Below are 13,352 nucleotides of genomic sequence, written 5' to 3'. Positions count from 1 at the left end.
ATCAGGTCCAGCTTGAACCATCCAACCTGAGCGGTTAATGAACAGCCGCGCCGTTTCTCGGTCGCCGTAAGCGTTTCACGTGAACCAACGCATCAACCGACGCCGTCGGGATCGATGCAATTTTCAAGGTTTCAACGTGATCGACGCGTCCTTTTCCTCGAAAGAAGTTCAGATGATTGCGGTTCGCAAACTGCCGGCGCGCTATGCGCCGATCGTCATGCCATTCGTGCTGTCCATCCTCATGACCGCGGTGGGATCGGTCATATCGACGCTGCGAAGCCTCGGCGCAACACCGGCGTTCCTGGCGACCTGGCCAGGCGCCTGGGCGCTGTCCTGGCTCGTGGCGTTTCCGACGCTGCTCATGGTCCTGCCACTGGTCCGCCGGATCGTGGCCTGCCTCGTCGCAGCGCCGCCCGGCCGATAGCCGATCCTTACGAGAGCGCCCCAAGCACGCCCCTCGTCGCCTTGTCGATCTCCTCGACATAGCGGCGGCGGGCGAAGCTCTCGGTGAGGAAGCCGACCACCTTGCGGCTGTCGGTGGAATCGACCACCGCCAGCATCTCGGCCTCGGCCTCGTCGAACACCGCCATCGCCGATTTCACGTTCATTTCCGGGATCAGCACGATGTCGATCAGGCGGGCGAGCTCGATCACCTGGATATCGTCGGCAATGGTGTCGAGATCGCCCGAGAACAAATCGGGCAGCAGGACGAGGCCGACATATTCGTCCGCATTGTTGACGATGACGACTCCCGGCCGCGAGCCCAGCGCGAACTCGCGGCGGACCGCGGCGATCGTCGTGGTCGACGGCACCTTGCCGACGTCGGAGCGCATCAGCCGTTCGACCGTGAGGTTGCGCAGCCAGCCGACGTCGTTGGCGCTGCGGATGGTCTCGCCGCGCAGATGCAGCCGCCAGGTCGAGAAGGAGTGGCCGAACATGAAGCGGACGCAGATCGAGGTGACGATGCAGCCGGCGAGCACCACGGCGGTGACGTCGACATTGCGGGTCATCTCGAGCACGAGGAACGACATCGTCAGGGGACCGCCGACGATGGCGACACCGAGCGTCGCCATTCCCGTCAGCATCGCCACCAGCGGATCGATCGCGAAGTTCGGGCTGATCAGAAGCAGCACCGCGGCAAAGAACTTTCCGATCAGGCTGCCGACGAACAGCGAGGCGAAGAACAGGCCACCGCGAAAACCCGAGGCGAGCGAGATCAGGCAGGCCGTTACCTTCAAGGCGATGACCAGCGCGATCAGGCCGATCGTCATCTCGTGAAAGAGATCGAGCACCATGGCACCGTGGCCGGCTGCCAACACCTGCGGCGTGATGATCGCGAAGCCGCCGACGATGAGGCCGCCGATCACCGGACGCAGCCAGACCGGCATCCAGGCGAACAGGCGCTCGAACATCGGCGAGGAGCGCATCACGGCGATGCCGACGCCGCTGGTGATGAGGGCGAGCACGATCAGGGCCAGGTACTGCTCGACGCCGACGGCGCTGACCTTCGGGATCTCCAGCGAATAGGGTGCACCGCCCAGCCATTGCGCGGTCAGGGCGCCCGCCAGCGAGGCCGCCAGGATCGGCGCGGCGCTGCCCACCGAATAGACGCCGACGATCAGCTCGCAGGCGTAGAAGGCGCCGGTGATCGGCGCGCCGAACGCCGCCGCGATCGCGGCCGCCGCGCCGCAACCGACCATCAGACGCAGATCGTTGCGGCGAAGATTGAAGAACTTGCCGAGCAGCGAAGCGATGCCCGAGCCGATCTGGGTATAGCCGGCCTCGAGGCCGACCGAGGCGCCGCAGCCGTTGGAGATCAGCGTCTGGCTCGACACCACCACGCTGTCGCGCATCGACAGATTGCCGCCGCGCAGCGCGTTCGCCTCGATCGGGTCGACGGCGTTCGATATCTTCATGCGCCGCCGCGACCATTCCATGATTCCAAGCGACAGCCCACCGAGCGCAGGCGCGATCAGGGCCGCCCACGGACTGACGCTCTCGTGAGCCGACAGGTGAACATCAATGGGAATGCCGTAGATCACCACATGCGCGAGCTGGGCAATCTGGGCCATCAGCGTCACGACCGAGCCCGCGAGCGTGCCGATCACGAGCGCAAGCGGGATCAGGTAGAACTCGTTGCTGCGCAGCAGGGCGCGCAGCCGAACCATGGTGCGGTTCGTCCCCTTGCGATCGACGAGATGCCTGATCCGCACGAACACCCTCTGCCCGCCCCTACCCTTCCGCCAGTCCGTAGCCGGCCATGCGCCGGCGGACCCGCTCGATCTCGTCGCTGGAGAGCAGCGGCGGCCGTCCGATCTGGAGGCAGCCGTGATATTGCCGCGCCAGCGTCTCGACCTCGACGACGAGCCACATCGCCTTGTCCAGCGTCTTGCCGATCGCGATCATGCCGTGGTGGTCGAGCAGGCAGGCAAGCCGGCCTTCCAGCGCCCGCACCGCATGTTCGGACAGCTCCGCCGTTCCGAATGTCGCATAGGGCGCGCAGCGGATGCTGTCGCCGCCGGCCGCCGCGATCATGTAGTGCACGGGCGGGATCTCCATGCCCATGATCGCCAGGATGGTGCAATAGGTCGGATGGGCGTGCACCACCGCATTGACGTCGGGCCGCGACTTCAGGATGTCGCGATGGAAGCGCCACTCGCTGGACGGTTTCTGATCGGGCGCGTGTGTGCCGTCCATGGCCATGAAGACGATCTGGTCCGGCGACATGGCGTCATAGGGCACGCTGGTCGGCGTGACCAGGAGCCCGTCGACATGCCGGACACTGATATTGCCCGAGGTGCCCTGGTTGATGCCGAGCGCGTTCATGCGCCGGCAGGCATCGATAATGGCCTGTCTTGTGGCGAGTTCGTCTGCTCTCATCGACATCGCGATTTCCTGACGAAGGGCTTGTTAGACCGGAAGTACGTCAAAGCAATATGGCAGCGCAAGCGAAAGAGTCCCGGATCCTCTCCGTCTCGGCGACGCCCCTGCCAAACCACGAAACGGATGGAAATATGAAGGAATCTACGGATTGTCGCGGCCCAATGGCGGGCTCGCCCGGACCGCAGCAATCCCGGTGATCACGAACCACGCCGAGGAGGCCGCGAGCAGCATGCGAGGACGCGCGAGAGCACGGCACTTCCAGTGCGACCAAGGGCGCTTGGAACGAGGTTTCGACAGCCGACTTAGCTCAGCATGACCGCAATGGAGATCGGTGGAGACCAATCATGAGTGACAGCGGAGTTGGCATGCTCCTGGGCCACGCCTCGGCTCAGATGCTTTGGCTCTGGTTCATCGGCGCGTTCGTGCTCGGCGGGGTCCTCGTTTACGGGGTGATGAAGGCCGGCCACCTGCGCCGCAGCGAGCGGGCACGCCTCGATCGCGCGACGGAAGAGCGGCAGCGTCAGGAAGACCCGTACAAGCGCCCGACCTGAGCGATCCGCGAACGCGGGTTGCAGTTTGGAACTTTCGTTCTCCGAAGGTTTTGATCGCCCGAGGATTGAGGAAGGCGATGCCTTCCCGTGTCACCTCAAGAGGAGGACGTATGGCTAAGCGAGCAAAGAAACGCGCGACCAGGAAGACAGCGGCGCGGCGACCGCGTCAGGCGCCGAAGATGCTCAGCGACCTGTTTCTGGCGACGCTGAAAGACATCTATTTCGCCGAGAACAAGATCATCAAGACCTTGCCCAAGATGGCGAAGGCAGCGCAGTCGAAAGAGCTGACCGCCGCCTTCAACAAGCACCTGCGCGAGACCCAGGGCCAGGTCAAGCGGCTGGACCAGATCTTCAGGATGCTGGGCAAGCCCGCACGCGGCAAGCCCTGCGAGGCCATCAACGGCATCACCGACGAGGGCGCCGAGATCATGAAGGAGTTCAAGGGAGCGCCGGCGCTCGATGCCGGACTGCTCGCGGCCGCCCAGGCGGTCGAGCACTACGAGATCTCCCGCTACGGCACGCTCCGCACCTGGGCCGAGGAACTCGGCATGCAGGACGCGGCAAGGCTGCTCCAGGAAACGCTGGACGAGGAAGAGGCCACCGATCACACCCTGACGGAGCTCGCCACCTCCGTGATCAACCTGAAAGCGGAAGAAGAGTACCGCGCCGCGGCCTGACCCGCACCGGCCAATGACGAAACGCCGCGGCCCGCGCCGCGGCGTTTTCTCGTTCGACGCTTTCTTGTTCGATACAATGACGGCGCATGGCACACCGGCGCCACCGCACTGGATTTCCCGGGAACCAGCCCCATATGCAGGCTTTCCCACCCCCGAGCCCGCATCATGCAACCCAAAAATCCCCTCGACTGGATGCTGTCCGAAGCCCTGGATTCGCTGACCCGCGCCGATCGGCTGCGCCAGCAGTTCGGCCGCCAGGAAGCCTGCTGGGAGCCGCCGATCGACGTGCTCGAAACCGAGCGTGAGCTCCTGATCCTGGTGGCGCTTCCCGGCGTCAATCCGGACAATGTCGAGACGGTCATCCATGACGGCGTTCTCGTCATCTCCGGCCAGCGCACCCTTCCGTCGGAGCTTCGCAACGCCCGCATCCATCGGCTCGAGCTGCCACAGGGGCGTTTTGAGCGCCGCATTGCATTGCCCCTTGGCCGCTACGCCATCAGCCGCTTCGTGATGGACGGCTGCGTCGCGCTGCGCCTCGCCAAATCCTGAGGTCGATCATGGCCAACGAACAGATGAACAACGAACAGACCAATAACGACGTGAAGATCCCCGAGGACGCGCTGATCATCATCCCCGTGCGCGAGATGGTGCTGTTTCCCGGCGCCATCGCCCCGATCACGATCGGCCGGGCGAAGTCCATCGCCGCCGCGCAGCAGGCGCTGCGCGAGCAGCGGCCGATCGGCATCGTCCTGCAGCGCAGCCCCGAGACCAATGACCCCGGGCCGGACGATCTCTACAGGGTTGCAACCATCGCCAACATCGTGCGCTACATCACCGCGCCCGACGGCACTCATCACATCGTCTGCCAAGGCGTGCAGCGCGCGCGCATCCTCGACTTCCTGCCGGGGACGCCGTTCCCGGCCGCCCGCTTCCAGCAGATCCCCGAGCCGACCACGACCTCACCCGAGATCGAGGCGCGCGCGCTGAACCTGCAGCGCCTGGCGATCGAGGCGATCGAGCTGCTGCCGCAGGCGCCGCCCGAGCTGGCCGCGGTCTTCCAGGGCACCAGCGCGCCCGGTGCGCTGGCGGATCTGGCGACCTCCTTCATGGACATCAAGCCGCAGGACAAGCAGGAGGTGCTGGAGACCATCGACCTCGCCCTGCGCGTGGAGAAGGTGTCGAAGCATCTGGCCGAGCGGCTGGAGGTGCTGCGCATCAGCAAGGAGATCGGCCAGCAGACCAAGGCCTCCTTCGACGAGCGGCAGCGCGAGGCGATCCTGCGCGAGCAGATGGCGACCATCCAGCGCCAGCTCGGCGAAGGCGACGGCAAGGCGGCCGAGGTCACCGAGCTGACGGCGGCGATCGCCAAGGCCAACATGCCCCCGGAGGCGGAGGCGCACGCCAAGAAGGAGCTGCGCCGCTACGAGCGCATGCCGGAAGCCGCCGGCGAAGCCGGCATGGTCCGCACCTATCTCGACTGGCTGATCGAGCTGCCCTGGGCGCTGCCCGCGGAGAAGCCGATCGACATCAAGGAGGCGCGCCGCATCCTCGATGCGGATCATTTCGGCCTGGAGAAGATCAAGAGCCGGATCATCGAATATCTGGCGGTGCGCAAGCTCGCCCCGCAGGGCAAGGCGCCGATCCTGTGCTTCGTCGGCCCGCCCGGCGTCGGCAAGACTTCGCTCGGTCAATCCATCGCACGCGCGATGGATCGCCCCTTCGTGCGCGTCAGCCTGGGCGGCGTGCATGACGAGGCCGAGATCCGCGGCCACCGGCGCACCTATATCGGCGCGCTGCCCGGCAACATCATCCAGGGCATCAAGAAGGCAGGCAGCCGGAACTGCGTCATGATGCTGGACGAGATCGACAAGATGGGCCGCGGCGTGCAGGGTGATCCTTCCGCCGCCATGCTGGAGGTGCTCGACCCCGAGCAGAACGGGACGTTCCGGGACAACTACCTGGGCGTGCCCTTCGACCTGTCGCGCGTGGTGTTCATCGCGACCGCCAACATGCTGGACCAGATCCCGGGTCCGCTGCTGGACCGCATGGAGCTGATCAGCCTTGCCGGCTACACCGAGGACGAGAAGCTCGAGATCGCGCAGCGCTATCTGGTGCGGCGGCAGCTCGAGGCCAATGGCCTCTCGGCCGAGCAGGCCGAGATCGAGCCGGAGGCGCTGAAGCTGGTGGTCAAGGGCTATACCCGCGAGGCCGGCGTGCGCAACCTCGAGCGCGAGATCGGCAAGCTGTTCCGCCACGCCGCGGTGCAGGTCGCCGAAGGCACGGCCACGAAGGTCGTGATCGCGCCGAAGGACATCGCCACCGTGCTCGGCCAGCCGCGCTTCGAAGGCGAGATCGCACTGCGCACCAGCGTTCCCGGCGTGGCCACCGGCCTTGCCTGGACGCCGGTCGGCGGCGACATCCTGTTCATCGAGGCGACGCGCGTGCCCGGCAAGGGCGGTCTGATCCTGACCGGCCAGCTCGGCGACGTCATGCGCGAGAGCGTGCAGGCTGCGCTAACGCTGGTGAAGAGCCGGGCCTCTCAGCTCGGCATCGATCCGCAAGCGTTCGAGAAGAGCGACATCCACGTTCACGTCCCCGCGGGCGCAACCCCGAAGGACGGGCCGAGCGCGGGCGTCGCGATGTTCACGGCGCTGACGTCCCTGCTCAGCAATCGCACGGTGCGCAGCGACACCGCGATGACCGGCGAGATCTCGCTGCGCGGCTTGGTGCTGCCGGTCGGCGGCATCAAGGAGAAGGTGGTGGCTGCGGCTGCCGCCGGATTGAAGCGGGTGATGCTGCCCGCGCGCAACAAGCGGGACTACGACGACATCCCGAAGAGCGCGCGGGACAACCTTGAGTTCATCTGGCTGGAGCGCGTCGACGAGGCCATCGCCGCGGCGCTCGAGCCGACCGAGGTCAAGGTCGAAGCTGCGGAGTGAATGCGATGAAGAAACTGCTGGAAAAAGCGAAGAGATCGCGGAAGACGCAGCGGCTGCGCCAGTTGCTCGATCGCGCGATCGACCGGGTTCGTGATGCGCTTGCGGCACCTGAGCCGCGGCTTCAGCCGGTCCCGGTCCGGGTGAAGCGCCGCAAGGGTTGAGCCCTCCGTCTCAAGCCCTCGCGGCTGCCCCAAACAAAAGGCCCCCTCCTGCAAGGGGGTCTTTGCGTTCTTAGGACACGGCGTCCTTGGCGGCCTTGACCGGGCGGGCGCGGACGATCTTCCGGGCCGGCTTGGCCTTGAACATCATCTCTTCACCCGTGAACGGGTTGGTGCCCTTGCGCGCCTTGGTCGCGGGCTTCTTGATGACCACGAACTTGGCGAAGCCCGGCACCAGGAACAGGCCGTTCTTCTTGAGCTCCTTGTGGCCGACGTCGGTCAGCGTCTCCATGACGTTCTTGACGTCGCGCTTGGAAAGCTCTGTGGCGGTCGCAATCTTTTCGATCAACTGCGATTTGGACATTTGGGTTGCCATCGTGTCTCCTCTGATTCGTGACGGCTGCATATTAGACCAACCGGCGAAGGCCTATAGCCTTCTGCACAGTTTTGTCGCGATTTTACGGGCTTTTTTGGCCCTCTGTGGCAAAAAACCCTGCATTTTAGCCACTTCCAGTGCGGAAGGAGCCTTGAGCAGCGGATTTTGCCTTGTTTCAAAGGCCCGCACGACATCTTGCTAGAACTGATTCGCCGCTTTCGACAAGCGAAGACCGGCCTCTTTGTGAAAGGCCGGTCGTGTTTCACCCTGAAAAATAAGGGTCGGATCACATGTCGCCGGTCTTACGCCCCGCAAAAACAGGGAGAAAGTAAGGGGCGATCGGCTAGACGCGCTCGATGATGATGGCGGGCGCCATGCCGCCGGCGGCGCACATGGTGACGAGACCACGCTTGAGGTCGCGCCGCTCGAGCTCGTCGAGCACGGTGCCGATCAGGATCGAGCCGGTGGCGCCGATCGGATGGCCGAGGGCGATCGAGCCGCCATTGACGTTGACCTTGGCGCGGTCGAGCTTGAGGTCGCGGATATATTTTTCCGTCACCACCGCAAAAGCCTCGTTGATCTCGAACAGGTCGATGTCGTCGATGGTGAGGCCCGCCTTCGCCAGCACCTTGCGCGTCGCCGGCACCGGGGCGTTCAGCATCAAGGTCGGCGAGTCCCCCATGTTGGCCATCGCGACCACGCGGGCGCGCGGCTTCAGGCCGTGTGCCTTGGCGTAAGCCGGCGAAGCCAGAAGGATCGCGGCGGCGCCGTCGACGACGCCGGAGGAGTTGCCGGCGTGATGCACGAAGTCGATGTTCAGATCGGGATATTTTTGCAGGATCAGGCCGCGATAGGTCGTGCCCTTGTCGTCGAGCGCGTAGTCCGCGATCGCGGGGAATGCCGGCTTCAGGCTGCTGAGGCCCTCCATCGTGGTCTGCGGCCGCGGATACTCCTCGTGGTCGAGCGCGAGGCTGCCGTCCTCGCGGTGGACGGGCACGAGGCTCTTCTTGAAGTGGCCGTTCGCGATCGCATGCGCGGCACGCTTCTGGCTCTCCAGCCCGAGCGCGTCGACATCCCTTCGCGTGATGCCTTCCATGGTCGCGATCGCATCGGCGCAGACGCCCTGATGCGACTGGGGATGCCGCGCGCGCAGACGGAGATTGCCGCCGTCCATCATCATCGGGCCGCTGCCGCGACGTCCGTCCATCGACATCATCTCGCAGCCGCCGGCGATGACGAGGTCCTCAGTGCCGCCCATGATCGAGTTCGCGGCCATGTTGACGCTCGTGATGCCGGAGCCGCAGAAGCGGTCGAGCGTCACCGCGCTGGCGCGCACGTCGTAGCCGGCATCGAGCGCGGACATGCGGCCGAGATCGCCGCTTTGCGTTGCGACCTGCGCGCTGCAGCCCCAGACGATGTCGTCGACGTCGGCCGTATCGATGCCGGTGCGATCGGCAAGCGCGCGCAGCACGGTTGCGCCCAGTTGCTGCGGATGAATGCCGGAGAGCGCTCCCTTGCCGGCCTTGCCGATGCCTCGTGGGGTCCGGCAGGCATCGATGATGAGTGCGTCGGTCATGGGCGCTGTCCTCTTGTTATGAGTGTTGAGGACAGTTCTGAATAACGGGGAGAGGAGAGTCAATCTGGATGGGCTTCTTCGCCTCTCCCCGCGTGTGGGGAGAGGCCGGATTTTACGCGCAGCGGAAAATCCGGGTGAGGGGGGCTTCCGCGAACTTGGTGGCAGACGGACTCGCGGAGAGTCCCCCTCACCCGGAATTTGCTGTCGCAAACTCCGGCCTCTCCCCGCAGGCGGGGAGAGGCGAAGAGACCTCGACCGCCGCTACACCCCCGCTGCGTTCTTCGCGATCACGTTGCGGTAGAAGCTGGCGCTGAGTTTGGGCGTGCGAACCTGGGTGTCGAAATTGACGTGGTAGAGGCCGAAGCGCTTGTTCAGGCCATAGACCCACTCGAAATTGTCCATCAGGCTCCAGAGGAAATAGCCGCGCACCGGTACGCCCTCGCTGGTGGCGCGCTGGAGCTGGGCGAGATAGTTGCGCAAATACATGATGCGGTCGGTGTCGTAGATCTTGCCGTCGGGCGTCACCGCATCGTCGCCGGATGCACCGTTCTCGCTGATATAGATCGCATCCGTCTTCCAGATCTTTGCCGCCAACCTCGGCACCCAGTAGATCGTCTCGGGCCCCACGCGCAGCCAGTCCGAATTCATGTGCGGAAACGATTTCGGGATCGGCAGCGGCATGAAGCCCGCGCCCTGGTCGGAGGCCACGACGTAATTCTGTGGCGCGTAGATGTTGAGGCCGAGGAAGTCGACCGGCGAGGAGATGATCTTGAGCTCCGCATCGGTGAATTTCGGCGCGTTGGGCCCGGCGAATTTCAGGAAGGCGTCGGTATAGCGCCCCGTCATGATGACGTTGAGATAGCCGGCATTCATCTCACGCAGCGCGATCTCCGCTGCGCGAACGTTCTCCGGCGTGTCGATCGCGGGGGCGCAGGCATCGACGTTCTCGGCCGGCCCCACCCGGGTGCCGCGGCGGCCATGGGCGCGCACCGCCTGCACCGCGAGTCCGTGCGCCAGCGCGCTGTTGTGCCTGATCTGGTTGACATCGGCCTGCGGCAGCGTCAGGCCCGGCGCGTCGATGCCGATACCATAACCGAAATAGACGAAGCGGCCGCTCTCGTTCAGCGTGAACACGTTCCTGACCCGGTCGGTCAGACGCTCGGCGACATAGGCCGCGTAATCGCCAAAGATCTTGCAGGTTTCCGTCGAACGCCAGCCGCCAAAGCGGTCCTCGAGCGATTGGGGCAGGTCCCAATGATAGAGCGTCAGCCACGGCTCGATGCCGTTCTTCAGGAGCTCGTCGACGAGACGATTGTAGAAGTCGAGCCCCTTCGGGTTGGGCTTGCCGTCGCCGTCCGGAAACAGCCGCGGCCAGGCCACCGAGAAGCGATAGGCCCTGCAGCCGAGCTCCTTGATGAGCGCGATGTCCTCCTTGTAGCGGTGATAGTGCTCATTGGCGCGGTCGCCCGTGGTGCCGTCCTCGATCTTGCCGGGAATGCGCACGAATTTGTCCCAGATCGACGGCCCTCGCCCGTCCTCGTCGACCGCGCCTTCCACCTGGTAGGACGAGGTCGCCGTGCCCCAGACGAAGCCCGACGGAAAGCTGCTTCCACCGCGCGGCGGCCGTGCCGGCTTGGCTTCGGCTGCGTCGAGCGCGCCAGTCATTCCGGCTGCAGACAGCCCCGCGATTTTCGCGAACCGGCGACGCGAGACCTTGTTCGACATTGATGCCTCTCCGCTTCCGAACTGTTGCGGGCGCACAATGGCGTGTCCAGGGCGGTTTGAGAAGCGGGCGAACGCGGGATGAGGGTGCAGAATTGCCGACCTGGCAGATTGCCCTCCCCTTTGCCTGGTTGGATCGATCGCAAAGCTGGGAGAAGCGCCCTCAGCTCTCCTTTAAGGTGTACGGCGGATCTTATAGAGAACGAAGCGCCCGGACCTGTCCAACTCCTTCAGCAGCTCTGGCAGCGGGTTCGCGATGGCGGGGCCCACCAGATAAAGATAGTCGAAGTCTCGATACCAGGTGCGGACGGCGCCGGTGTCATCGGGAGCCGCCGTCTCTCCTGTGGCAATTGCACTCAGGCGGCGTATCGGCACAAGCCCCCCATTCGAGATGACGAGACGCCGGACCTCGGCGCGCGCCTGAATCGGCTGCTTGCCGGTCTCGGTGAATATGTTCGACACGAAAGCATTCGCGTAATGCACCGCGAGCGTCGGCGCATAATACATCGGATATTGGGTGAGGTCCTTGAATGGTGGATCCTCGCTCTCTCCGGTGGTCCCAATCAGTATCTTCGAACCGCGATCGATATGCTGAAAAGACTCGATGACAGCTGAATACTCTGAACGGTAGGACAGCCAGACCTCGAGCACGACGCCCAGATTGGCGAGCGTTATGCCCCCGACCACGGCGAGCGCAGCTATCGTCCATCGCCGACTGGGCAATGACAGCGAGCAGAAGGCCGGAAGGATCAAGGCGACTGCAGGAAGAACCCGGATATCCGCAAACGCCGTACCAAACAGCGTCGGCGGCATAGCAAGATAGAGGAGCGCGAAGCCGGTTGCGATCCAGATCCCGGCAGGCTTCAGCTTGAGCATGCTGCACCTGGCGGCGACATATAACGCTGCCATGAGCAGGATCGCACTCGCTCCCGAGACAGCCATGCTGTAGCCGTTCATGATGAAGAACGGCCAGAGCAGCTTGTAGTTAAAATACCAAAAGGTGCCCTCGCTTCCGACAGAGCCGGCGGTCAGCCGCATGATGACCAACAGGGCTACGACCGGCATCGCGAGCGTGACGAACCGCAGTGCGACATCGCGCGCAGGACACTTCCGGTCGAAGGCGCGCCACAACTCGTAGAGCCCAAGCGTCGCGCCATAGACTCCCAAGGGAAAGAAATGCGCCGCAAACAGCACCATGACGGAAGCTGCGTTGACAACGAAACGGACAGGCGCTGACTGCTCGGCAACGACCAGATAGGCGGCGATACTGCAGAGACCGATGCCGAGGGCGCATTCGAAATTGATGAACCCCCAGGAGAACGGAAGGCAGTAGAGGAACATGAGCGCCGCGAAACCGGCGAGGTGAACACGCCGCTTCACAGCCCATTCGAGCGCGAGCGCGCCGACGACGACGAATATCTGGCTGAAAAGAAGAAACAGCCGGGCGGCATTCTCGGCGCCGAACAGCCGCGCCATCTGCGGGACCACCAGGTCCATCGCCAGGTTAGGATAGAAAGCCCAGGCCGCCTGGTAGTATGGATTGGCATTGGCGCTGCCCATTTGGCTCAGAATATACATTCGGGCGAGATGGTTGACGTAGTCCCCCATCGCCGGAACGGGAGCAAGCAGCGTGGGGAGAAGCGAGGCGACGGCGAGCAGGGCGAACACGACGGTCGCGACCGATCGATCGGAGCGAGTGCCACGAGCGATCAGATTTTCTGCGGCCAGGAGAGCAGGTACATTCACGCAAATGCTCCGGGTATTGCAGCCCGGCAGGGTTGTTATTTTCTTCTCGATCCTTTTTCGATAGAGCCTTCTAATAATGCGTTAATTGGTTGAGTTACCAAGCACCTTCTACCCGAGGAAGAGCATTGGACTGTTGCTAAGTTCAACTGGGGGGTCAGGATCGACCACGTCGTGAAGCGGCCGCGGAGCAGAAGTCCTCGGCCGCTCGGCGGCTTCGCCGGCAGGATGTCAGTTCAAGACGATCAGGCGACTGGCGCCGTGCCCGCGATCAGCGCGAGCGCTTCGGCAATTTTCGCAGCTTGTCGGGATTGAAAGCCGGCACCTGCTCGGCTCGTTCGCGTGCGGGCGGCTGCTGTTCCGTCAGGATGAGCGTGCCATGAAGGATCATTCCCGGCACCTGTTGTGCCGTCGCGGTGTAGCTCGCGATCCTGCCGGGGCAGCGTCCCTCGATGTCCAGCGTGAGCTCATCCTCAACGCCAAAGACCGTCGAACGCCCATCGGTGTGACGCTTCGTCGATACGGTCGCGGTGAAGCGGTCGCCGTCGACCGAGCAGGAGCCGTGATACGTCATCAAGCTGTCACGGCCCCAAATCTGGCCGTCTGCGACATGGACGATCCCGGTACCCTGGTCGAGGGGCGTCCTGTACCACGCCGCGTAGGTGCCGTCCTTCAGCATGGGAGTAGTCTCTCCTGATATTCCCACGCGGACCATTGGCACGATTTA

13 protein-coding genes are annotated in these 13,352 nt (G+C 64.3%); 6 read left to right on the top strand and 7 right to left on the bottom strand.

What is annotated here, in order from left to right:
* The first annotated feature begins 172 nt into the window (after window positions 1–172).
* Window positions 173–424, top strand: a complete 252-nt coding sequence (locus tag IVB23_RS33270) for a DUF2798 domain-containing protein (protein ID WP_247801361.1) — start codon at window positions 173–175, stop codon at window positions 422–424.
* A gap of 7 nt (window positions 425–431) precedes the next feature.
* Here IVB23_RS33270 and IVB23_RS33265 read toward each other — a convergent pair whose 3' ends face one another.
* Together IVB23_RS33265 and IVB23_RS33260 are read right to left on the bottom strand one after the other, a co-directional pair.
* A complete protein-coding gene (locus IVB23_RS33265) occupies window positions 432–2,219 on the bottom strand; it encodes a chloride channel protein (RefSeq protein WP_247801360.1) in 1,788 nt (595 codons plus the stop codon).
* Window positions 2,220–2,232: 13 nt separating this feature from the next.
* Window positions 2,233–2,886 carry a class II aldolase/adducin family protein gene (locus tag IVB23_RS33260; protein WP_247801359.1) on the bottom strand — a complete coding sequence of 218 codons (654 nt, stop codon included), beginning with the start codon at window positions 2,884–2,886 and terminating at the stop codon, window positions 2,233–2,235.
* A 341-nt stretch (window positions 2,887–3,227) separates the two neighbouring features.
* Here IVB23_RS33260 and IVB23_RS33255 point away from each other — a divergent pair, with 341 nt between their 5' ends.
* The 5 genes from IVB23_RS33255 (at window position 3,228) to IVB23_RS33235 (ending at window position 7,211) form a co-directional block, all read left to right on the top strand.
* On the top strand, window positions 3,228–3,434 hold the full coding sequence (locus IVB23_RS33255; RefSeq protein WP_061883443.1) for a hypothetical protein: 207 nt from the start codon (window positions 3,228–3,230) through the stop codon (window positions 3,432–3,434).
* Window positions 3,435–3,544: 110 nt separating this feature from the next.
* Window positions 3,545–4,111: a DUF892 family protein gene (locus tag IVB23_RS33250; protein WP_061883444.1), complete on the top strand. Its 567-nt coding sequence runs from the start codon at window positions 3,545–3,547 to the stop codon at window positions 4,109–4,111.
* A gap of 165 nt (window positions 4,112–4,276) precedes the next feature.
* Entirely contained in the window at window positions 4,277–4,660 is a 384-nt protein-coding gene (locus tag IVB23_RS33245; protein WP_197969438.1) for an Hsp20/alpha crystallin family protein, read from the top strand.
* Between the two features lie 8 nt (window positions 4,661–4,668).
* Window positions 4,669–7,050, top strand: a complete 2,382-nt coding sequence (gene lon / locus IVB23_RS33240; protein ID WP_247801358.1) for an endopeptidase La — start codon at window positions 4,669–4,671, stop codon at window positions 7,048–7,050.
* A gap of 5 nt (window positions 7,051–7,055) precedes the next feature.
* Entirely contained in the window at window positions 7,056–7,211 is a 156-nt protein-coding gene (locus IVB23_RS33235; protein WP_162832024.1) for a hypothetical protein, read from the top strand.
* Between the two features lie 70 nt (window positions 7,212–7,281).
* Here IVB23_RS33235 and IVB23_RS33230 read toward each other — a convergent pair whose 3' ends face one another.
* From IVB23_RS33230 to IVB23_RS33210, 5 genes are all read right to left on the bottom strand, one after another.
* A complete protein-coding gene (locus IVB23_RS33230; protein WP_035705209.1) occupies window positions 7,282–7,584 on the bottom strand; it encodes an HU family DNA-binding protein in 303 nt (100 codons plus the stop codon).
* 343 nt (window positions 7,585–7,927) lie between these two features.
* Window positions 7,928–9,160 (bottom strand): acetyl-CoA C-acetyltransferase, encoded by a 1,233-nt coding sequence (locus IVB23_RS33225; RefSeq protein WP_247801357.1) that lies wholly within the window; start codon window positions 9,158–9,160, stop codon window positions 7,928–7,930.
* A gap of 261 nt (window positions 9,161–9,421) precedes the next feature.
* Complete coding sequence (locus IVB23_RS33220; protein WP_247801356.1) at window positions 9,422–10,885, bottom strand: GH1 family beta-glucosidase; 1,464 nt, start codon at window positions 10,883–10,885, stop codon at window positions 9,422–9,424.
* 171 nt (window positions 10,886–11,056) lie between these two features.
* The gene (locus IVB23_RS33215; RefSeq protein ID WP_247801355.1) at window positions 11,057–12,628 is read right to left on the bottom strand and encodes a hypothetical protein; all 1,572 of its coding nucleotides are present in this window, start codon (window positions 12,626–12,628) and stop codon (window positions 11,057–11,059) included.
* Between the two features lie 268 nt (window positions 12,629–12,896).
* On the bottom strand, window positions 12,897–13,304 hold the full coding sequence (locus IVB23_RS33210; RefSeq protein WP_061883449.1) for a hypothetical protein: 408 nt from the start codon (window positions 13,302–13,304) through the stop codon (window positions 12,897–12,899).
* Window positions 13,305–13,352: the final 48 nt, after the last annotated feature.

Source organism: Bradyrhizobium sp. 191, assembly GCF_023100985.1.
Lineage (GTDB): Bacteria > Pseudomonadota > Alphaproteobacteria > Rhizobiales > Xanthobacteraceae > Bradyrhizobium > Bradyrhizobium diversitatis.
This window is presented reverse-complemented; position numbering and strand designations above follow the sequence as displayed.

What these genes read in the sequence shown, in the direction of transcription:
- IVB23_RS33270 (WP_247801361.1), top strand. Translation starts at nt 173, where the DNA reads ATGATTGCGGTTCGCAAACTGCCGGCGCGCTATGCGCCGATCGTCATG.
- IVB23_RS33260 (WP_247801359.1), bottom strand. Translation starts at nt 2,886, where the DNA reads ATGTCGATGAGAGCAGACGAACTCGCCACAAGACAGGCCATTATCGAT.
- IVB23_RS33255 (WP_061883443.1), top strand. Translation starts at nt 3,228, where the DNA reads ATGAGTGACAGCGGAGTTGGCATGCTCCTGGGCCACGCCTCGGCTCAG.
- IVB23_RS33250 (WP_061883444.1), top strand. Translation starts at nt 3,545, where the DNA reads ATGGCTAAGCGAGCAAAGAAACGCGCGACCAGGAAGACAGCGGCGCGG.
- IVB23_RS33245 (WP_197969438.1), top strand. Translation starts at nt 4,277, where the DNA reads ATGCAACCCAAAAATCCCCTCGACTGGATGCTGTCCGAAGCCCTGGAT.
- lon (WP_247801358.1), top strand. Translation starts at nt 4,669, where the DNA reads ATGGCCAACGAACAGATGAACAACGAACAGACCAATAACGACGTGAAG.
- IVB23_RS33235 (WP_162832024.1), top strand. Translation starts at nt 7,056, where the DNA reads ATGAAGAAACTGCTGGAAAAAGCGAAGAGATCGCGGAAGACGCAGCGG.
- IVB23_RS33230 (WP_035705209.1), bottom strand. Translation starts at nt 7,584, where the DNA reads ATGGCAACCCAAATGTCCAAATCGCAGTTGATCGAAAAGATTGCGACC.
- IVB23_RS33225 (WP_247801357.1), bottom strand. Translation starts at nt 9,160, where the DNA reads ATGACCGACGCACTCATCATCGATGCCTGCCGGACCCCACGAGGCATC.
- IVB23_RS33220 (WP_247801356.1), bottom strand. Translation starts at nt 10,885, where the DNA reads ATGTCGAACAAGGTCTCGCGTCGCCGGTTCGCGAAAATCGCGGGGCTG.
- IVB23_RS33210 (WP_061883449.1), bottom strand. Translation starts at nt 13,304, where the DNA reads ATGCTGAAGGACGGCACCTACGCGGCGTGGTACAGGACGCCCCTCGAC.